20 protein-coding genes and 3 pseudogenes are annotated in these 19644 nt (G+C 70.6%); 7 read left to right on the plus strand and 16 right to left on the minus strand.

What is annotated here, in order from left to right; translation table 11 throughout:
• Positions 1-37 precede the first annotated feature (37 nt).
• Entirely contained in the window at positions 38-1270 is a 1233-nt protein-coding gene (locus OG936_RS06960; RefSeq protein ID WP_406500342.1) for an MFS transporter, read from the plus strand.
• On the opposite strand, the pseudogene OG936_RS06965 reads toward OG936_RS06960, so the two are convergent.
• Positions 1253-1968, minus strand: a pseudogene (locus tag OG936_RS06965) (hypothetical protein); the annotation flags it as partial. The gene OG936_RS06960 and the pseudogene OG936_RS06965 overlap by 18 nt on opposite strands.
• A gap of 155 nt (positions 1969-2123) precedes the next feature.
• Here OG936_RS06965 and OG936_RS06970 point away from each other — a divergent pair.
• On the plus strand, positions 2124-2357 hold the full coding sequence (locus tag OG936_RS06970) for a hypothetical protein (protein ID WP_406493273.1): 234 nt from the start codon (positions 2124-2126) through the stop codon (positions 2355-2357).
• 105 nt (positions 2358-2462) lie between these two features.
• Positions 2463-3680, plus strand: a complete 1218-nt coding sequence (locus tag OG936_RS06975; protein ID WP_406493275.1) for a TerD family protein — start codon at positions 2463-2465, stop codon at positions 3678-3680.
• A gap of 129 nt (positions 3681-3809) precedes the next feature.
• Here OG936_RS06975 and OG936_RS06980 read toward each other — a convergent pair whose 3' ends face one another.
• The 4 genes and pseudogenes from OG936_RS06980 to OG936_RS06995 all read right to left on the minus strand — a co-directional run.
• Positions 3810-4040 carry a hypothetical protein gene (locus tag OG936_RS06980; RefSeq protein ID WP_037711258.1) on the minus strand — a complete coding sequence of 77 codons (231 nt, stop codon included), beginning with the start codon at positions 4038-4040 and terminating at the stop codon, positions 3810-3812.
• Between the two features lie 78 nt (positions 4041-4118).
• A pseudogene (locus OG936_RS06985) lies at positions 4119-4540 on the minus strand (TROVE domain-containing protein); the annotation flags it as partial.
• A gap of 281 nt (positions 4541-4821) precedes the next feature.
• Entirely contained in the window at positions 4822-6270 is a 1449-nt protein-coding gene (locus tag OG936_RS06990) for a hypothetical protein (protein WP_406493277.1), read from the minus strand.
• 217 nt (positions 6271-6487) lie between these two features.
• A pseudogene (locus OG936_RS06995) lies at positions 6488-6952 on the minus strand (antibiotic biosynthesis monooxygenase); the annotation flags it as partial.
• 137 nt (positions 6953-7089) lie between these two features.
• Here OG936_RS06995 and OG936_RS07000 point away from each other — a divergent pair.
• Entirely contained in the window at positions 7090-8223 is a 1134-nt protein-coding gene (locus OG936_RS07000) for a lipid II:glycine glycyltransferase FemX (protein WP_406493278.1), read from the plus strand.
• 61 nt (positions 8224-8284) lie between these two features.
• Here OG936_RS07000 and OG936_RS07005 read toward each other — a convergent pair whose 3' ends face one another.
• The gene (locus tag OG936_RS07005; RefSeq protein WP_406500343.1) at positions 8285-8929 is read right to left on the minus strand and encodes a DUF4232 domain-containing protein; all 645 of its coding nucleotides are present in this window, start codon (positions 8927-8929) and stop codon (positions 8285-8287) included.
• 217 nt (positions 8930-9146) lie between these two features.
• On the opposite strand from OG936_RS07005, the gene dapA reads away from it, so the two are divergent.
• Positions 9147-10031 (plus strand): 4-hydroxy-tetrahydrodipicolinate synthase, encoded by an 885-nt coding sequence (gene dapA, locus OG936_RS07010; protein ID WP_406493279.1) that lies wholly within the window; start codon positions 9147-9149, stop codon positions 10029-10031.
• A gap of 226 nt (positions 10032-10257) precedes the next feature.
• Here the strand turns inward: dapA and dapD are convergent, their stop codons facing one another.
• Entirely contained in the window at positions 10258-11247 is a 990-nt protein-coding gene (dapD, locus tag OG936_RS07015) for a 2,3,4,5-tetrahydropyridine-2,6-dicarboxylate N-succinyltransferase (protein WP_406493281.1), read from the minus strand.
• Positions 11248-11455: 208 nt separating this feature from the next.
• Between dapD and OG936_RS07020 the strand changes: the two genes are divergently transcribed.
• A complete protein-coding gene (locus OG936_RS07020; protein ID WP_406493282.1) occupies positions 11456-12343 on the plus strand; it encodes a winged helix-turn-helix transcriptional regulator in 888 nt (295 codons plus the stop codon).
• 21 nt (positions 12344-12364) lie between these two features.
• Here OG936_RS07020 and OG936_RS07025 read toward each other — a convergent pair whose 3' ends face one another.
• Together OG936_RS07025 and OG936_RS07030 are read right to left on the minus strand one after the other, a co-directional pair.
• Positions 12365-12901, minus strand: a complete 537-nt coding sequence (locus OG936_RS07025; RefSeq protein ID WP_406493283.1) for a TetR/AcrR family transcriptional regulator — start codon at positions 12899-12901, stop codon at positions 12365-12367.
• Positions 12901-13221, minus strand: coding sequence for a multidrug efflux SMR transporter (locus OG936_RS07030; RefSeq protein WP_266745506.1), 321 nt, complete (start codon positions 13219-13221; stop codon positions 12901-12903). The genes OG936_RS07025 and OG936_RS07030 overlap by 1 nt, the downstream gene beginning before the upstream one ends.
• Before the next feature lie 192 nt (positions 13222-13413).
• Between OG936_RS07030 and OG936_RS07035 the strand changes: the two genes are divergently transcribed.
• Entirely contained in the window at positions 13414-14448 is a 1035-nt protein-coding gene (locus tag OG936_RS07035) for a hypothetical protein (RefSeq protein WP_406493284.1), read from the plus strand.
• Between the two features lie 111 nt (positions 14449-14559).
• Here OG936_RS07035 and OG936_RS07040 read toward each other — a convergent pair whose 3' ends face one another.
• From OG936_RS07040 to sufD, 7 genes are all read right to left on the minus strand, one after another.
• The gene (locus tag OG936_RS07040; RefSeq protein WP_406493286.1) at positions 14560-15033 is read right to left on the minus strand and encodes a carboxymuconolactone decarboxylase family protein; all 474 of its coding nucleotides are present in this window, start codon (positions 15031-15033) and stop codon (positions 14560-14562) included.
• Positions 15034-15256: 223 nt separating this feature from the next.
• A complete protein-coding gene (locus OG936_RS07045; RefSeq protein ID WP_371665221.1) occupies positions 15257-15610 on the minus strand; it encodes a metal-sulfur cluster assembly factor in 354 nt (117 codons plus the stop codon).
• The gene (gene sufU, locus OG936_RS07050; protein ID WP_093899506.1) at positions 15607-16062 is read right to left on the minus strand and encodes a Fe-S cluster assembly sulfur transfer protein SufU; all 456 of its coding nucleotides are present in this window, start codon (positions 16060-16062) and stop codon (positions 15607-15609) included. The genes OG936_RS07045 and sufU overlap by 4 nt, the downstream gene beginning before the upstream one ends.
• A 26-nt stretch (positions 16063-16088) precedes the next feature.
• Entirely contained in the window at positions 16089-17345 is a 1257-nt protein-coding gene (locus tag OG936_RS07055) for a cysteine desulfurase (protein WP_266745510.1), read from the minus strand.
• Positions 17342-18106: a Fe-S cluster assembly ATPase SufC gene (gene sufC / locus OG936_RS07060; RefSeq protein ID WP_406493289.1), complete on the minus strand. Its 765-nt coding sequence runs from the start codon at positions 18104-18106 to the stop codon at positions 17342-17344. The genes OG936_RS07055 and sufC overlap by 4 nt, the downstream gene beginning before the upstream one ends.
• Positions 18107-18113: 7 nt before the next feature.
• On the minus strand, positions 18114-18431 hold the full coding sequence (locus tag OG936_RS07065) for a bifunctional 3-phenylpropionate/cinnamic acid dioxygenase ferredoxin subunit (protein WP_406493290.1): 318 nt from the start codon (positions 18429-18431) through the stop codon (positions 18114-18116).
• Positions 18431-19612, minus strand: a complete 1182-nt coding sequence (gene sufD / locus OG936_RS07070; protein WP_406493292.1) for a Fe-S cluster assembly protein SufD — start codon at positions 19610-19612, stop codon at positions 18431-18433. Before sufD ends, OG936_RS07065 begins: the two co-directional genes overlap by 1 nt.
• Between the last annotated feature and the right edge of the window lie 32 nt (positions 19613-19644).

A 19644-nucleotide genomic window follows, 5' to 3' on the forward strand; every position in this document is an offset into this window, starting at 1 on the left:
GACGAACGTGCGGGTCGGAAGGGTCGTGGTGGGTGCGATGGCGGGGTCGGCGACGGTGCGGGTGCTGCGGGACCGTACGGCGGGGCTGTTCCTGGCGGCGGTCGTCGTCTCCGGTTTCGGGACGTCCGCGATGTGGCTCGCGGCCGGGGTCTGGGTCAAGTCGCTCACCGGCTCGGACAGTCTGGCGGCGCTCGCCGTCTTCGCTATGTGGCTGCCGGTGCTGGTCGGGCCCGCGCTCGGGGCGATCGCCGACCGCCTGCCCAGGAAGCCGCTCCTCGTCGCGTCGAATCTCGTCATGGCGGGGCTGGTGGCCTCGCTGGTCGTGGTCGACTCGGCGGGACGGATCTGGATCCTCTTCGCCGTGCTCGTCCTGTACGGAACGAGTTCCGTGCTGATGGACGCGGCCGAGTCGGCGCTGGTCGCCGGGGCCGTCGACGCACGGCTGCTGGGTGATTTCAACGGGCTGCGGATGACGGCGAACGAGGGCATGAAGCTGCTGGCGCCGCTGACCGGCGCGGCACTGTACGGCCGGTTCGGGGGCAGCGCGGTGGCGCTGCTGGACGCGGTGTCGTTCGCGCTGGCGGCCGGGGTCTACGCGTTGCTGCCGGTGCGGGAGCCGGTCGTGACCGCTCCGGTCGGACGCCGGGGCGAACTCGCCGCGGGTGCACGCCAGGTGTGGCGGTCTCCGGTGCTGCGGCCGCTCGTGCTGGCGGGATCGGTGACGATGCTGTGCGCGGGGCTCAACGGGGCGGCGGTGTACGCCTTCGTCGACGACGGTCTCGGGCACTCCCCCACGTACGCGGGGGTGCTGTACGCGGCGCAGGGCGCCGGGTCCGTCGCCGTGGGGGTGCTGGCCGGGCCGTTGCTGCGGCGGCTGCCGGAGCGGGTGTTCACGGCGGCGGGGATCGCGCTGTTCGCGGTGGCGGTGGCGGCACGGACACTGCCGTACGACGCGGTGGCGCTGGCGGGGAGCGCGGCCATCGGGATGGGGCTGCCGTGTGTGCTGATCGCCGCGATGACGGCGGTGCAGCGGGAGACCCCGGACGCCCTGCTGGGTCGCACCGTCGCGACGGCGAACACGCTGATGATGGTGCCGAACGCGGTGGCGCTGGCGCTCGGTGCCGGGCTGATCGCGCTGGTGGACATCCGGGTACTGCTGCCGCTGGTCGGTGCGGCGGCGCTGCTGACCGCGGCCCTGCTGGTCACGGGCCGGCGGGGGAGGCTGACGGGCGCCCCCACCGGCCCGCTTCCTTCATCGCCCGAGGCGTGACAGCGCTCCGGCGATGGCATCGAGGTCCGGGCCGGAGGCCAGCCCGGCGTGGTACAGGCGCAGTTGGTTCGCGCCGAGCGATGCCGCGTGCGCGGCGTCCCGCTCCAGCGTGGCGGGCTGCCACCCATGCCCGTGACCACGGTGAAGTTGGCCGCGAGCACGCCGTCGCGCCCGGCGAACGGGCCGAGCACGGCCTCGCGCGCCGCTTCGCCGCCGGTGCACGGCAGCACCGCACCGTCCGCCACGGACAGGAGGTGCTCCGGGTCCACGCCGACGTTGGCACCGCAGCGGTACGGGGCGGGGTCGGCGTGCAGCAGCACCTGGAAGCCCGGCTCCGCCGCCGCCCGCACCGCGGCGACCGCGGCCTCCTGAAGCGTGCGGGCGACCTGGCCTCTCCACCGGAGGGTGGCGGCGGCGAGGCCGGCGCCGAGGAGCTTCTCGATGCCCGCCCACCCGGCCTCCGGGGAACCGGAACCCGACCAGGCCGGTTCCAGGCCCCGCCGTACGGCCGCGGCCAGCTCTTCGGCGTCCAGGCCGTGTTCGCCGTATCCGGTCCGGCAGGCCGGACAGAAGCAGAGCGACATCAGATACTGCGCCGCGTCCCCGAGGCCGACGCCCGCGATCTTGTCGTGGGCGTGCAGATGTGCGAAGCCGTACCAGCCGCAGGATTCCAGCTCGGTGCCGCGCGCACCGTCCCGGACCGTCCACGCCCACCTCGGCGGCCGCTTCTGCACCAACCCGCCGATCTGGCCGCGCTGAACCCGCGGCTCGGAACCCGCGGCTCGGAACCGCGGCTCGGGAACGCGGAAATCCACGCGACAGCGCGCCCCGGCGGACGGCAGGATGCGGAGCCATGCCGAGACCCTCCGGATTCCTGTACGAGCAGCACGGCGACGCGAGCGTCACCATCACCCATCACGGCCGCCCCGCGGGCACGCTGCGCGGCGGCCGGGCGGAGAAGTTCCTGGCCGAGGTGGCTCACGGGGACGCGCAGCTCGTGATGGCCCGATGGACCGGGGCGTACAAGCACGGCAACGAGCGCACGGCCCGCGGCCACCCCCGCAATCGCTGGCGGAGGGGCTCCTGACCCGTACGGCCGAAGGCCCGCGAAAGCCCGCGAAGACCCGCGAAGGCCCGCGAAGGCCCGCGAAGGTAAGGGAACGGCAAAGCCGGGTCGTTCGTTACCCCGGGCATGACCGCTATGACCCCCGGCTCGAACATCTCTCTCTCCGCCGCCCGCGTGGCAGTGGACGTCTCCGCCCCGGTGCGGCTCGACGTTTCGGGCCTGCTGCTCACCGCCGACGGAAAAGTGCGCTCCGACGACGACTTCATCTTCTACAACCAGCCCGCCGGCCCCGGCGTGACGTACCGCTCCGGCGGCGGCACCGCGCCGGACGCGATCGTGGTGGACACCACCGCGGTCCCGCCCGGCATCGAGAAGATCGTCGTCACGGCGAGCCCGGACGCGGCGGGCCAGTCCTTCCAGGGCATCGAACCCACCGCGACCGTGCGCAACGCCGACGACAGCAGCGTGCTCGCCACGTTCACGCCACCCCAGCTGGGCACCGAGACGGCGCTCGTGGTCATCGAGGTCTACCTCCGCAACGGCGTCTGGAAGGCCCGCGCGGTCGGCCAGGGCTATGCGAACGGACTGGCCGGAATCGCCACGGACTTCGGCGTCTCGGTCGAGGAGGAGCCCGCCGCCGCGCCCGCGCCCGTCCTGCCCCCGATGCCCACCGCCCCGCCCGTGGACCCGCGGATCGCCGCGCCCGCGGCCCCGGCGGCCCCGCCCGCCGCCCCGCCCGCCGCCGCGCCTGCGCCCGCCGCCTCCGGCAAGATCAACCTCGACAAGGGCCGGGTCAGCCTCCAGAAGAACCAGACGGTCTCCCTGGTCAAGGCCGGCCAGCCGCTGCTCTCCCAGGTCAAGATGGGCCTCGGGTGGGAGCCCGCGTTCCGCGGCAAGGACATCGACCTCGACGCCTCGGTGATCGCCTACGGCCCCAACCGGAACCACTTGGACAGCTGCTACTTCGGCAAGCTCTCCATCCTGAACGGCGCGATCAAGCACTCCGGCGACAACCTCACGGGCGAGGGCGCCGGGGACGACGAGGTGATCGTCGTCGACCTGGGCCGGATCCCGGCGGAGGCGACCGGCCTGGTCTTCACGGTCAACTCGTTCACCGGCCAGAAGTTCACCGAGGTCGCCAAGGCATACTGCCGGCTGATCGACGCCACCACCGGCGAGGAGCTGGTCCGCTTCGACCTGACCGGCGCCGAGCCGCAGACCGGCGTGATGATGGCCAAGCTGATCAAGCAGTTCTCCGGCGAGTGGGAGATGACGGCCATGGGCGACTTCGTGAAGTCACGCACCGTCCGCGGCATGGTGAAGCCCGCCGCCCAGGCGCTGTAACGCCGCGAGGACTTCCGGCGACGGCGAGGAGCCTCCGGTACGGCTTCAGGGGCACCTGCGAGTGCCAGGTGCCCCTGAAGCCGGAGAGCGTGACGGGACCGCGGACGCTGCGCGTGCTCGCCGGCTCTCTCAGAGCTTGGTCAGCTTGGAGTACGGGCTCAGGATCCTCCCCTGTCGCCCCGAGAAGTCGATGAGTACTGCGTCGTTGTCGCCCTCGACAGCAAGGACTCGACCGAGTCCGAACTGATCGTGCGACACCCTGTCGCCCACATCGAACAATTCGACCGGTGGGGCCGCCTGGGCCGGGCGGTTGAAGGGACTGGAAGGCAGGTGACGCCGGGATCCGGCTGACTGTTTCATTACCTTGAGTATGCGCCCTGGGAACGCCCGGCGCCATGCCCGTCCGCTCCTGGGGGCCCACTGATGCCGGATTCGTAATCAGCGATTCCAGGGCCAGTGGGCGTCCCGGCCCGCTTCCAGCCACGGCACCATGCGGAACGCCGCGTCCGAAAGCCCCCCGAAGGTGTGGCGGTTCCCACCTCCCGACGGGGCGTGCCCGACCTGATATCCGTCCAGGTTCCAGATGTAGACGGGCACCTCGGACGGCACGGCCGCGGTCGCGTCCGCGGCGTACGAGAACGACGCCCGCTCGTCAGTGACGATCAGTACCCGGTCGTGCTTCTTGTAGTGGCGGCGCACCGCCTCGGCGGTGTTGGTGCCGCCGAGGTCGCCGAAGCGCTCCAGGACCTTCAGCACGGACTCGCGCCGGCGATACCCCCCGGTGCGCTGTTCGTACCGAACTGCACCAGATCGGCGTCGGCGGCCCGCAGTGCCGGCGCTGCTCCGAAAATCGAGGAGCTCACCGGGCTCATCGGCGCGCAGCAGGACGGAGTCGACGACCCGGCGACTGGAAGGACCCTCCGTAGCGTCCGGTCAACGTGACGCCGGTGAACTCGCTGTACTCCGGCTCCTGTTCGCTGCCGATGTTCAGTGCTGCGCAGTTGGCCGAATACGGCACCGGCGGCCGGACGCGATGCCGTACCCGGATGCGGCCTTCCGCATCCGGCCATCCCCGCATCCGGCCATCCCCGCATCCGGCCATCCCCGCATCCGGCCGTCGCCACGCCCGGTCGCGTGCTGCTCAGGCGCGCGACCGGGCCTTGAACGCCGCCTTGCGGGCCTCCTTGGCCTTCTTCTTGTCGCTGTGCAGCCGCCCCATCGCTTCGAGGACGTCCGCCGTCGCCGGGTGGTCCACCCGCCACGCCTCGCCGAAGAAGCCGCTGTGCTGACCCGCCAGGCCCTCGACCAGGCCCTGGAGCTCGTCCAGGTCGCCGTCGGCCTCCAGCTGGGCGGCGATCGTGTCGATGGCGAGCCAGAAGATCATCGACTCGGGCGGCGCGGGTACGTCCGCCGCGCCCAGCTCCGCGAGCCAGACCCGGGCGAGGCCGCCCAGCTCGGCGTCGTCCAGCACCGCGCGCACCGCGGGCTCCGCCTCCGCGCCGACCAGGGCGAGCGCCTGCTGGCAGTTGAGCCGCCGCAGCGGCGCCTGCCGGTCCGTTCCGCGGGCCGCCGCCAGGAGTTCGGCCGCGGCACCGTCCACGCCGCGCCGGGTGAGCCACAGCTCGATCTCGCCGCGCGCCGCCGCCTCGGGGTAGTACGCGATGCCGCCGAGGAGCGCGTCGGCCCCCTTGTCCGCGAGGTCGCCGATCGCCGGGGCGTCCACCCCGGCCTCCAGCATCCGGGCCCGGACGCCGTACAGGCCGAGGGGGGTCAGCTTCACCATGCCGTACCGGGTGACGTCCTCGTCGTCGGCCGCGACGGCGGTGTCCTCGCCCTCCTCGGCCAGCAACGCCTCGTCCACCGGGCGGTATTCGACGATCCCCATGGGTTCGAGGACCCGGAACTGGTCGTCGAGACGCATCATCGCCTCGGACACCTGCTCCAGGATGTCGTCGGTGGGCTCGCCCATGTCGTCCGGCACCAGCATCGACGCGGCGAGCGCGGGCAGCGGTACGGGCGCCGCGTCCACGCCGCCGTCGCCGACGGTGAGCAGGTACAGATTGCCGAGGATCCCGTCGAGGAATTCCGCCTCGGCCTCCGGATCCCAGTCCAGGGAATCGAAGTCCACCGTGCCGTCCTCGCCGACGAGGTCGGCGAAGTCCTCGAAGAAGGGCGCGGTGGCATCGGCGTGGACGGCCTCCAGCCCGTCGAGCCAGATCGACAGGACGTCCTGCGGCGAACCCCCGGTGATCAGCGCCAGGTTCTCACCGGCGGTGGCGGTCCCCTCCGCGTCCTCCGCGTCGGTCTCCCCCGGGTCCTCGACATCGACCAGTCCCGTGTCGACCGCGAGCCGCCACGCCTCGCTGGCCTCCGCCGCGCCGTCCTCGTCCGCCGGGCGGCCGAGGTGCTCGGCCGCCGCGGGCAGCTGCTCTTCGACGAGCTCGCCACCGGCGCCGACCCGGGTCTCCGGGCCCGCCCAGCGGGCGAGCCGGACGGCGCGGGCGAGCAGCGGCGCGGCGAGCGCGTCCCGTGCCAGCTCGGCCTCGGTGCGCAGCCTTACGGGCGGCAGGGTGGGGCGCTCTGCGGACATCAGGCGGTTCTCCTCGGGACGTACGGGGGCGTACGGGACGCGTACGGGTCGGGCGGCCCAAGCGTAGACGCATTTCGCACCATGCCACCCGGTTCACCAAACGGACGGCTTCCGTCCACCCGGAGGTTCTTGACAACGGATCTGCCCACACAAGAGATTGACGCGCGTAGACCCAATCGTCCCCCCTCGAAATTCCGGAGCCGTTGAGGGCGGCGGTCCCCAGCGCTTCGAACACGGTGTCCACCCAGTCCCGCTGCCGCGCCTTGTCCGGCCCCTCGAACTCGACGTCGACGATCACGACGCACCCCGGTTCCCGCCCGTCTTCCTCCGTCGGCGGCACGGAGCGGAACATCTCGAAGGTGTGCAGCCCGAGCCGCCGGATACCCGGCACGGCGGCGTCGATGTCCGCGTTCCGCTCGTCCCGGCCGTGCCGGAAGAACTCCTGGTACGCCTGCTCACCACTCCACTGGCTGCAGTGGAACAAGGTCTTCCCGTCCTCACCGACATGGACGGTGTACGAGAGCAGCCCCGGATGCGGCCACTCCCGGCTTTCCCACGCGGTACGGATGGCCTCGGTCGTCCGCCGCTGCCGCTCGGGGGTGCCGACATCCCAGGTGCTTGCCTTGACCGGTCCGACGTCGTTACGGGCAGGATCGGGACGGGATTCGAATCGCACGCTCATGACGGGTCCTCCTGACCGGTGCACCCGCGTGGCGCGCCGCTGCCGACCACACTGGTAGATCAAGTGCGCTTGAGGTCAACAACACTCTTCTGGTGACACCGTCGGGCCCACCGACGGGACAACGAACGGAGTACCGCATGGAACCGCGTCTCAGGGCGATCACCCGCGAGGAGCATCTGGCGTTCGTCGCGAGCCGGCCCGCCGTGAGCCATATGCAGGTTCCGTCGTGGGGCGATGTGAAGCCCGACTGGCGAGCGGAGAGCATCGGCTGGTTCGACCGCGACGCCGCCGGCCGGGACCGGATCGTCGGAGCCGGGCTCGTCCTCTACCGGCCGATCCCCCGGCTGAAGCGCTGTCTGGCGTATCTGCCGGAGGGTCCCGTCATCGACTGGCACGACGCCGGTCTGGAGCGGTGGCTGGCACCGATGCTGGCCCATCTGAAGGCGCAGGGCGCGTTCTCGGTGCGCATGGGCCCGCCGGTGGTCGCCCGCCGCTGGGACGCCGGGACGGTCAAGGACGCCATCGCGGACCCGGCCGCCGGACGGCTGCGCGACGTGGCGGCGGACACGGAGGAGCCGCAGGCCGCCGCGCTGGTGGAACAGCTGCGCGCACTGGGCTGGCGGCAGGGCGAGGAGGGCGGCGAGGACGGTTTCAGCGCCGGGCAGCCCCGGTACGTCTTCCAGGTGCCGTTCGCCGGGCGGTCGCTGGAGGAGATCCTGGGCAACCTGAACCAGCAGTGGCGGCGCAACATCAAGAAGGCGGAGAAAGCGGGCGTCAAGGTCGTCGAGGGCGACTACCAGGACCTCCCGGCCTTCTACGAGCTGTACCGCGAGACGGCCGCGCGCGACCGCTTCATTCCCCGCCCGCTCGGCTACTTCCAGCGCATGTGGACCGCGCTGCGGGCCGAGGACCCCGACCGGATGCGGCTCTATCTGGCCCACCACGACGGCGAGACGCTCTCCGCGGCGACGATGCTGACCGTGGGGAACCACGTCTGGTACTCCTACGGCGCCTCGACCGGCCGCAAGCGCGAGGTCCAGCCCAGCAACGCGATCCAGTGGCGCATGATGAGCGACGCGCACGCGAGGGGCGCGGCCGTCTACGACCTGCGCGGCATCACCGACACCCTGGACGAGAGCAACCATCTCCTGGGCCTGCTGCGCTTCAAGGTCGGCACCGGCGGGCGGGCAGCCGAGTACGTCGGCGAGTGGGACTACCCGATCAGCAAGGTGCTCCACAAGGCGTTCTCCCTCTACCTGGCGCGCCGCTGACCTCACCACCCGCGCCGGCCTGCCCGTCGAGCTCGTCCTCCGGTCCGAGGCCACCGCGGTACTACTGCGAGGAACCGGCCCGCCAGGCGGTCATGTTCAGCTCGTCGAGCAGCCGTACGTCGTTCCCCTTCAGCGGGAAGGTGCGCGCCTGAAGGCCGGGGGCCGGTGCGATCTCCAGCGCGTCGCCCTCGATGAGGTCACCGCCGGTCGGGGTGGAGACCCAGGCGAGGAGCGAGCGCATCGTCCCTCCCGGCTTCAGCATGACCTCCTTCGGCCCCGGGTCGTTCCCCATGTACGAGGAGCCCGGATTCACCGGGACCGGCAGCGGGTCACCGGCCTCGTCCAGGGCCCGGACCGACGGATAGCCGTAGACGCGGTACGGCTTGCTGCCGCAGTTGGTGAGGGTGAGGCCGACGGCCCGGTGGCCCAGCGCGGCCTCGATCTCGCCCATGCCGACGACGACTCCGGAGGACGGGCAGTCGGCCCGGGTGGTACTCCCGGTGGGTGTCGGGCCGGGCCCCTGCGCCGGCGGAGGCGGCGGCCGGTCGGGAAGCGCTGCGGGGACGCTCGGAAACGAGGACGGCAGCTTGTCGGCGTGCACCCGGTACGAAGAGCTCGGTGCCGGCTCCGGCTCACCCTCGCCCGCCGGCACGAGAAACCCGGCGCAACCCGAGAGCGACAGGCCCAGCATCCCGGCCATGAGCACGGGCACCACCGGCCGCCGTCTCCCGGCTCCGGTTCCGTTCTCCGCCCCTGTCCGTTCCCGTACAGTCATGCACCCGCCCCCGGTGTCGGTCTGCCGCGTAGGTGTTCGATCATGCCAGAGCGCGGCCCCCCTCCCCACGACTGTTCAGTGTTTCTTCCCCTTCATCCCAAGCAGAACTAAGTGGACCTTCACAGTCCGGTCGGCCGACACTTCGGGAATGACAGCACCCGTAGCCCCCTTCGGCCGCGCACTCTGCGCCATGATCACGCCGTTCACCGCCTCCGGAGCGCTGGACCCGGACGCCGCCGGGAAGCTCGCCGCCTCATTGGTCGCCGACGGCTGCGACGGTCTGGTGCTCAGTGGCACCACCGGCGAGTCCCCGACCACCACCGACACGGAGAAGACCGCGCTGCTGCGGGCCGTCCGGGCGGCGGTCGGCGACGGTGTGCCGATCGTCGCCGGGGTCGGCAGCGCGGACACCCGGCACACCATGGCCCTCGCCCGACAGGCCGAACAGGCGGGAGCGGACGGCCTGTTGGTGGTGACTCCGTACTACAGCAGACCACCGCAGGCCGCCGTCGAGGCGCACTTGTGGCGCGTCGCCGATGCCACCGGCCTGCCGCTCATGCTGTACGACATCCCCGGCCGCACCGGCACCCGCATCGAGCCGGATACCCTGCTGCGGCTCGCGGAGCACCCGCGCATCGTGGCCGTGAAGGACTGCGCGTACGACCTGCTCGGCTCGACGAAGGTGATCGGCGCGACGTCGCTGGCCTACTACTCGGGCTGCGAGGAACTGAACCTGCCGCTGTACGCGGTCGGCGCGGCGGGCTACGTCAGCACGGTCGCCAATGCCGCACCCCGGCAGCTGCGGGCGGTGCTGGACGCCTTCGACGCCGGGGACACGGCCGAAGCCGCCCGGCTCAACCGGCTGACCGTCCCGCTCGCCGAGCTGATGATGGCGTCCGGGCTGCCCGGCACGGTCACGGCCAAGGCGCTGCTCGGCGCCGGACCGGTCCGCGAACCGCTGCAGCCCGCCGGGCGCGAGGCGACCGACGGGCTGCGGAGGGCGTACGAGGAACTCCTCGCCGCTACACGCTAGTGCCGCGACCGGCAATGTTCGCCCGGAAGGAGCGTCGTCCAGTGCGTGCGATCACAAGGCGGCCGGAAGCCCTTGAATGGGGCCTCCCCTGCTCGAACGAAGTTGAGAGCTCGGGGAAGGAGCTACCAGGGCTTTCGGCCAACGCAGAAGGGGGCCCCTGGCCCTCAAGGCCTTGGGGGAGTGCGTGCTGGGCGGCGCGACGGGGCAGAGCTTGCCGGGAGGGGCACTAGTTGTGGCTGTGCAGGATGTCGTTGAGACCGCCCCAGACCGCGTTGTTCGGACGGGCCTCGACGGCGCCGGTGACCGAGTTGCGGCGGAAGAGGATGTTCGAGGCGCCGGAGAGCTCGCGGGCCTTGATGATCTGCCCGTCCGGCATCGTGATACGGCTGCCGGCCGTGATGTAGAGCCCGGCCTCGACGACGCACTCGTCGCCGAGCGCGATCCCGACACCGGCCTCGGCGCCGATCAGGCAGCGCTCGCCGATGACGATGCGCTCCTTGCCGCCGCCGGAGAGGGTGCCCATGGTGGAGGCGCCGCCGCCGATGTCGGAGCCGTTGCCGACGACGACACCCGCGGAGATCCGGCCCTCGACCATCGACGTGCCGAGGGTGCCCGCGTTGAAGTTGACGAAGCCCTCGTGCATGACGGTGGTGCCGGAGGCGAGGTGCGCGCCGAGCCTGACCCGGTCGGCGTCGGCGATCCGGACGCCCTTCGGCGCGACGTAGTCCGTCATCCGGGGGAACTTGTCGACCGAGGTGACCTGGAGGTGCAGGCCCTCGGCGCGGGCGTTCAGCCGCACCCGCTCCACGTCGTCCACGGCGACCGGGCCGAGCGAGGTCCAGGCGACGTTGGTGAGGAGGCCGAAGAGGCCGTCCAGGTTCTGGCCGTGCGGCCGGACGAGGCGGTGCGAGAGGAGGTGCAGGCGCAGGTACGCGTCGTGCGCGTCGAGCGGCTTGTCGTCGAGCGAGGCGATGACCGTACGTACGGCGACGACCTCGACCCCGCGGCGGGCGTCCACACCGATGGCCCTGCCGGCACCGTCGCCGATGAGGTTGACGGCCTGGTCGGGGGTGAGCCGTTCGGTTCCGGCCGGGCCCGGCTCGGCGGTGAGCTCGGGGGCGGGGAACCAGGTGTCGAGAACGGAACCGTCGCCGGCGATGGTGGCGAGGCCGGCGGCGACGGCGCCGGTGGTGCGAGCAGGAGTCGTGTCGGTCATGACACGAAACCTAACCGGCGGGGCACCGTCGTCGCCAACCGGTCTCGCCCGGTGGTCGCGCCCGCGCCCCGGCAGACGGCGATCGGCGCGGCAAGCGGCAGGCCGACGGCGAACAAGGCAAGTTCCCCTTGGGAACGGACTGTGTCATCATGCTTGACTGCAGGTCGATCACGTAAGAGACGGCAGCGGCAGACCGACGGAGGAGCCCATGCCCCAGCGCACCAGCCTGGCCGACGCCGACTGCGCGATCGCCCAGGCACTCGATGTCGTCGGCGACTGGTGGACCCTGCTGATCGTGCGGGACACGGCGCGCGGGGTGCACCGCTTCGACGCACTCCAGGAGGAGCTGGGCGTGTCCCGCAAGGTGCTGACCGAGCGGCTGCGGCTGCTCGTCGACGCGGGAGTGCTGTCCCGGGAGCCGTACCAGGACCGGCCACCCCGGTACGAGTACCGGCTCACCCGGCGCGGACGCGCACTGCTGCCCGTACTGATCGCGCTCCAGGACTGGGGCGACAGCTGGGTGATGGGAGACGGAGAGATGACGGCGACGTCCGCCGAGGCATCGAAGGAGGCGGCCCGGGTGCACGCCCTGGTGGACACGCGCCTGCCCGAGCTGCAACTACTGGACTACGACGGCGCGTTGCGCGACCCGGTCGCCGACACCCCGTACACCGTCCTGTACTGCTTCCCCGGCGCCTACGCCCGCCGGGACGCCTATCCGCCGGGGTGGGCACAGATCCCCGGCGCGAGCGGCTGCACCCTCGAATCCTGCACGTATCGCGACCAGTTGGCCGAGTTCACGGCGGCGGGCGCCACCGTGCACGGGGTGTCCACCCAACGCCCGGACGAACAGCGGGCGTTCGCGGACGCGGAGCGACTGCGCTTCCCGCTGCTGTCCGACGCGGAGCTGGAGTTGACGGCGGCTCTGCGACTGCCGACGTTCCGCGCGGCAGGGACGAGCCGGCTGAAGCGGCTGACGCTGGTGGTGGACCGGAACCGGACGGTCCGCGAGGCGCTGTACCCGATCACGGATATCGAGGCGAGCGTGCGGGCGGCCCTGACGGTGATCCGAGAAGCGGCCCGGCCCGACGCATGACGCCCGGGCGGCGCCGGTCCGTCAGCCGACGAGGCGCCCCAGCATCTCCCGCGCGTACGCCTCGTCGTATTCGCCGCCGGTGAGCAGCACCTGCAGACAGATCCCGTCCATGAGCGCGATCAGCGCGCGCGCCGTGGCCGGATCGGTCCGCCGGGACAGCAGTTCGGCGATGCCGTCGGTCCACTCGGCGGCGACCGGCCGCAACGCGGGCCTGCGGAGCGCGGCGCAGTACAGCTCGTATTCCAACTCGGCCCGCCCACGCCCGCCGGAGAAGTACTCCCCCAGCAGCCCGGCCAGTTCCCCGGCGAGGTCGACGGCCGGGTCGGCCAGGGCCTCACTCGCCCGCATGACCCCGGCGAAGTTCTCGTTCGACCGGCGCAGCGCCGCGATCAACAGCTCGTCCAGCGAGGCGAAGTGATACGTCGTCGAGCCGAGCGGCACATCGGCCTCGGCCGCGACGGAGCGGTGGCTGAGTCCCGCGATGCCCTTGGCACCGACCACCCGGATCGCGGCGTCGATGATGCGGCCGCGCCGCTCGGGGTCGTAACGACGTGTCATCAGTGCGCCCCTCCCAGGTTCAGCACCACCACTCCGGCGATGACCAGCGCTATGCCGGCCAGCTTGACGAGGTTGCCGGACTCTCCCATGAAGAGGATGCCGATGGCGGCGATCGCGGCGGTGCCGATCCCGGCCCAGATGGCATAGGCGGTGCCCATCGACAGCGTCTTCAGCGTCTGGGCGAGCAGGGCGAAGGCGATGAGATAGCCCGCGACGGTGATCAGCGAGGGCCAGAGCCGGGTGAAGCCCTCGCTGTACTTCATGGCCGTCGTACCGGCCACCTCGGCCGCGATCGCCGCGGCAAGCAGTCCATAACCCATGTGTACGAGTGTACGCATCGCCGCTCGCGCCACGGTACGGCGGTTTTGCGCCATCCGGGGCGCTACGGTGTCCCGACCGGCACACTGGACGACGACACACAACGGAGCGGCAGAGTGGCGCAGGACGCAGGGTGGGGCGGCGGAGCACCGTACGGAGGGCCCCCGGGGCCATCGGGATGGGGCGGCGGCTGGATGCCACCGCCGAAGCCGGGGGTGATACCGCTGGCGCCCCTGAAGCTCGGGGACATACTCGGCGGCGCCTTCAGCGCGATGGGGCGCTACTGGAAGCAACTGTTCGGCATAGGCGTGGCCGTGTACGGCGGGGCGCTGGTGATCGTGGGGGCGGCTGCCCTGATCGCTTACTCCCAGATCAGTGACCATCTGCGCCACGTCGTCTCGCTCAGCGCCGAGGAGGATCCGGCGTCGGCGGACGTGGTGCCGCTGGGGATCGGCTTCGGCGTCGTCTGGCTGGTCGCGATGATCGTGTTCATGGTCAGTACGGCCATGATGTACGCGACCGTTCCCGCGATCCTGCAGGAGGCGGTCCTGGGCAGGCCGACCACCTTCGGCGTGATCTGGCGCCGGGCCTGGGCCCGTGTGCCGGCGGTGATCGCAACGGTGGTCCTGTCCACGCTGATCGCGATGATCCCGATGGTGCTCGCGGTGATCGGCTTCGTCACGGTCATGATCGGCGCCATCACTCTCTCGCAGGGGTCCGGCACCGCGCTGTGGGCCTCGCTCGGCTTCCTGGGTGCCCTGGCCACCGCGCCCCTGGCGGCCTGGCTCTGGGTGAAGTTCTGTCTGGCCCCCTCGGCCGTGGTCTTCGAGGGGCAGGGCCCGGTGGCGGGACTGCGCCGCTCGTCGCAGCTGGTGCGCGGCGACTGGTGGCGGGTCTTCGGGATCACTCTGCTGGCCCTGCTCATGGCGGGCGTGGCGAGCTACATCATCCAGATCCCGTTCTCGTTCCTCGGCATGTTCTCCGGTGTCATCGGCGGCTCGACCCTGGCCGACGACCCGAATCCGGCCTCGATCCTCTTCGCCATGAGCGGCTATCTGGTGATCATGGCGCTCGGGCAGCTGATCGGACAGCTCGTCTCGACGACGTTCCCGCCGCTGGTGACCGGACTCCTCTACGTCGACCGGCGCATCCGTACGGAGAACCTGGGCCCGGCCCTGGCCGAGGCGGCGGGCACCCCGCCGCCGCCCCCGTACGGCACCCAGTACTGATCAGCCGGACCGCCGGGCGGTTCAGCACGACGCCCCGGGCTCCACCGCATGGCGCCCGGGGCGTCTGCCGCTCCGGTACCGGACCGAATCGGCGGTCCCGGCTCTCCCCGGCTATCCGAACTGGCCGGGCTGGTAGTCGCCGGCGGGCTGCTGGACGATGACGTTCACGCGGTTGAAGGCGTTGATGAGGGCGATGAGCGACACCAGCGCGCCGAGCTGCTCCTCGTCATAATGCTTGGCGGCATTCGCCCACACCTCGTCACCGACACCACCGGCCCCGTCGGCGATGCGGGTGCCCTGCTCCGCAAGCTCCAGGGCAGCGCGCTCGGCATCGGTGAACACCTTGGCCTCCCGCCACGCCGCGACCAGGTTGAGGCGCAGCGACGTCTCCCCGGCGTGTGCGGCGTCCTTGCTGTGCATGTCGACGCAGAAGCCGCAGCCATTGATCTGACTGGCACGGAGCAGCACCAGCTCCCGCGTCGTGGCCGGCAGCGACGATTCCCCGATCACCTTGCCCGCCGCGACGAGGTGCTTCAGCGCCCCGGCCGCGACCGGGTTGGCGAAGAGGTTCAAGCGAGCTTCCATGGTGCACTCCTTTGCCGTTGTTGGCGGTTACACCTCTCTGACGGAAACGGCCCAGCAGATGTGACCCCACGGAATGTGACGCGCGTCTCTCTCGTCGAGCCACGGCAGGGCCTACGTGTCCGGGTTGTCGTCGGCCGCCCAGGAACCGGCCGTCATGCGTACGGCGGCCGAACAACGACGAACGGCCCCCGGCAGAAGCCGGGGGCCGTTCGTCGGTGATGCCTCAGACGTTGAAGCCGAGCGCGCGCAGCTGCTCGCGCCCGTCGTCCGTGATCTTGTCCGGGCCCCACGGCGGCATCCAGACCCAGTTGATCCGCAGCTCGTTGACGATGCCGTCGGTCGCGGACTTCGCCTGGTCCTCGATGACATCGGTCAGCGGGCAGGCCGCGGACGTCAGGGTCATGTCGAGGGTGGCGATGTTGGCGTCATCGATGTGGATGCCGTAGATCAGGCCCAGGTTGACGACGTCGATGCCCAGTTCGGGGTCGACGACGTCGTACAGGGCCTCGCGGACCTCCTCCTCGGAGGCCGGCTTGGTCGTGAGCTCCTCGTTGGATGTCACCGTGTTGTCGCTCATGCCGTCTTCCCTTCGGACAGCGCTTTCGCCGTCGCGTCCTTCCACGCCATCCAGCTCAATAGCGCGCACTTGACCCGGGCCGGGTACTTCGAGACACCGGCGAACGCGACCGCGTCCTCCAGTACCTCTTCCATCGCGTCGTCCGGCTCCAGCTGGCCCTTCGACTGCATCAGCTCCAGGAAGGTCTCCTGGATCTTCTGCGCCTCGCCCAGTTCCTTGCCGACCAGCAGGTCGTTGAGCACGGATGCGCTGGCCTGGCTGATGGAGCAGCCCTGACCCTCGTACGACACATCGACGATGGTCTCGCCGTCGTACTTCACCCGGAGAGTGATCTCGTCGCCGCACGTCGGGTTGACGTGGTGCACCTCGGCGTCGCCGTCCCGCAGGCCACGCCCGTGGGGGTGCTTGTAGTGGTCCAGGATCACTTCCTGGTACATGGAATCAAGCTTCACCAGTCAACCCTCAGCCGCTCTGCGTATTAACCGAAAAAGTTCCGTACGTGTTCCAGCCCGTCCACCAGGGCGTCGACCTCGGCGGGCGTGGAGTACAGATAGAACGACGCTCGCGTCGTCGCAGGAATTCCGAACCGCAGGCAGACCGGCCGTGCGCAGTGGTGTCCGACCCGGACGGCGATGCCCTGCTCGTCGAGCACCTGGCCCACGTCGTGCGGGTGGATGTCACCGAGCGTGAAGGAGATCGTGGCGCCGCGGTCCTCGGCCGTCGCAGGACCGATGATCCTGAGATCCGGGACCTCCAGGAGACGCTTCACCGCGTACTGGGTGATCGCGTGCTCGTGCTGGTAGATCTTCTCCATGCCGATCGCCGACAGGTAGTCCACGGCCGCGCCGAGGCCGACGGCCTGGGCGATCGGGGGCGTACCGGCCTCGAACTTGTGCGGCGCGGGGGCGTACGTCGACGAGTGCATCGACACGGTCTCGATCATCTCGCCGCCACCGAGGAACGGCGGCAGGTCCTCCAGGAGTTCCTGCCGTCCCCAGAGCACGCCGATGCCTGTCGGGCCGACCATCTTGTGGCCGGTGAAGGCCACGAAGTCGGCCTGCAGCGCCTGCACGTCGAGCACCATGTGCGGGGCGGCCTGCGAGGCGTCGATGCAGACCAGCGCGCCGACCTGCTGGGCGCGGCGGATGATCTTCTCGACCGGGTTGATCGTGCCCATGATGTTGGAGACCAGGGTGAAGGTGACGATCTTCGTCTTCTCCGTGATGATCTCGTCGATGTTGGACAGGTCGAGGCGGCCGTCGTCGGTGATGCCGAACCACTTCAGCTTCGCGCCGGTGCGCTGCGAGAGCAGCTGCCACGGCACGATGTTGGAGTGGTGCTCCATCTCCGTGGTGACGATCTCGGTCTCGTGGTCCACCCGGTAGGGCTCATCGGCCCAGCCGAGCATGTTGGCCACGAGGTTGAGCGACTCGGAGGCGTTCTTGGTGAAGATCACCTCGTTGCGGCTGGGCGCGTTGATGAACGCGGCGATCTTGTCACGGGCGCCTTCGTACAGCGCCGTGGCCTCCTCCGCGATCGTGTACACGCCGCGGTGCACGTTGGCGTTGTGCCGCTCGTAGTACTCGTTGAGGGCATCGAGGACCTGGCGCGGCTTCTGCGACGTCGCCGCGCTGTCCAGGTAGACGACCTTCTTCCCGTCGTGGACCGTGCGGTCCAGGAGGGGGAAGTCCTTGCGGATCGCCTCGGTGTCGAGGAGGCCCGGCAGCTGTGTCACGCGGAAGCGCCACCCTTCACATATGCCTCGTAGCCCTCGTTCTCCAGCTTGTCGGCGAGTTCGGCGCCGCCGGACTCGGCGATGCGGCCGTTGGCGAAGACGTGCACGAAGTCGGGCTTGATGTAGCGGAGGATCCGCGTGTAGTGCGTGATCAGCAGGGTGCCGACCTCGCCGGTCTCGCGGACCCGGTTGACGCCCTCGGAGACGATGCGCAGGGCGTCGACGTCCAGACCGGAGTCGGTCTCGTCGAGGATCGCGACCTTCGGCTTCAGGAGCTCCAGCTGGAGGATCTCGTGGCGCTTCTTCTCACCGCCGGAGAAGCCCTCGTTGACGTTGCGCTCGGCGAACGCCGGGTCCATGTGGAGGTCGGCCATCGTCTCCTTGACCTCCTTCACCCAGGTACGCAGCTTGGGTGCCTCGCCGCGGACGGCGGTGGCGGAGGTACGGAGGAAGTTGGAGACCGAGACACCGGGGATCTCGACCGGGTACTGCATCGCCAGGAACAGACCGGCGCGGGCGCGCTCGTCGACGGTCATCTCCAGGACGTTCTCGCCGTCCAGGGTCACCGTGCCGCTGGTGATCGTGTACTTGGGGTGACCTGCGAGGGAGTACGCGAGGGTCGACTTGCCGGACCCGTTGGGGCCCATGATGGCGTGGGTCTCGCCCTGCTTCACGATCAGGTCGACGCCCTTGAGGATCTCCTTCGTGGCGTTGTCGGCCTCGACGGAGACGTGCAGGTCGCGGATTTCAAGCGTTGCCATGGGTGACTCAGGACTCCTGGGTGACGGAGACGAGCACATCGTCCCCTTCGATCTTGACGGGGTATACGGGGACGGGGCGCGTCGCGGGAAGGCCGGACGGCTTGCCGGTGCGGAGGTCGAAGCTGGAGCCGTGCAGCCAGCACTCGATCTGGCAGTCCTCCACCTCTCCCTCGGACAGTGAGACGTTCGCGTGCGAGCAGATGTCGTTGATCGCGAACACCTCGCCCTCGGTGCGGACGATGGACACCGGCGTGCCGTCGAGCTCCACCCGCTTCGGGGTGTCGTCCTCCAGCTCACTCAGCGCACAGGCTTTGACGAAGGCCATCAGACGGAAGCCTTCAGCTCGGTCTCGATCTTGTCGAGCAGCCGCGCCTCGACGTCCGGCAGGCCGATCTGCTGGACCAGCTCGGCGAAGAAGCCGCGCACGACGAGCCGGCGGGCCTCCTCGGCCGGGATGCCGCGGGACATCAGGTAGAAGAGCTGCTCGTCGTCGAAGCGGCCGGTCGCGGAGGCGTGACCGGCGCCGACGATCTCGCCGGTCTCGATCTCCAGGTTCGGCACGGAGTCGACCCGCGCACCGTCCGTGAGGACGAGGTTGCGGTTCATCTCGTAGGTGTCGGTGCCCTCGGCACTGGCCTGGATGAGAACGTCACCGATCCACACCGCGTGTGCGCCGTCGCCCTGGAGCGCGCCCTTGTAGGCGGCGTTGGACTTGCAGTGCGGGGTGTTGTGGACGACCAGGAGGCGGTGCTCCTGGTGCTGGCCCTTGTCGGTGAAGTACAGACCGAAGAGCTCGGCTTCGCCGCCGGTGCCCGCGTAGCTGACGCGCGGGTGGAGACGGACGAGGTCACCGCCGAAGGTGACGACAATCGACTTGAACGAGGCGTCTCGGCCGATCAGCGCGTTGTGCTGGCCGACGTGGACGGCGGTCTCGTCCCAGTCCTGCACGGAGACGACGGTGAGCTTCGCGCCGTCACCGAGGACGTAGTCCACGTTGGCGGCGAGCACCGCGTCACCGGTGTGGTCGATGACGACGACGGCCTCGGCGAAGGCACCCAGCTCGATGACCTGGTGGCCGTAGGCCACGCCGCCCTCGCCGTGCACCGCGATCCGGATCGGCTCGGTGAGCACGGCCTCCTTGGCGACCGTGACGACGGACGCCTGCTCGAAGGACGTGTACGCCTGGGCAGCGACGCGGTCCACCGGGATGCCGGCCTTACCGAGCCGGGCGTCGTCACGGCCGACGGTCTCGATCGTGACGCCCTCGGGGGCCTCGATCGCGACCTTCACACCGCCACCGGTGGCGACGGCCGTGCCGTCGTGCAGCCCGCGCAACCGCTCCAGCGGCGTGAACCGCCACTCCTCCTCGCGGCCGTGCGGGACCGGGAAGTCCGCGACGTCGAAGGACGGGGGCGCGCTCATGCGCGTGGCGACGGTCGACTCGGCGGCCACCGCGATAGACCCGGTGGTGGTGGACCCCGCCGGAATGTTCTGAGCCTCAGCCATGGCTGTCGTAGTGCTCGCTTTCTCTGTCAAAA

The organism is Streptomyces sp. NBC_00846, assembly GCF_045207325.1.
In the GTDB taxonomy this organism is placed as follows: domain Bacteria; phylum Actinomycetota; class Actinomycetes; order Streptomycetales; family Streptomycetaceae; genus Streptomyces.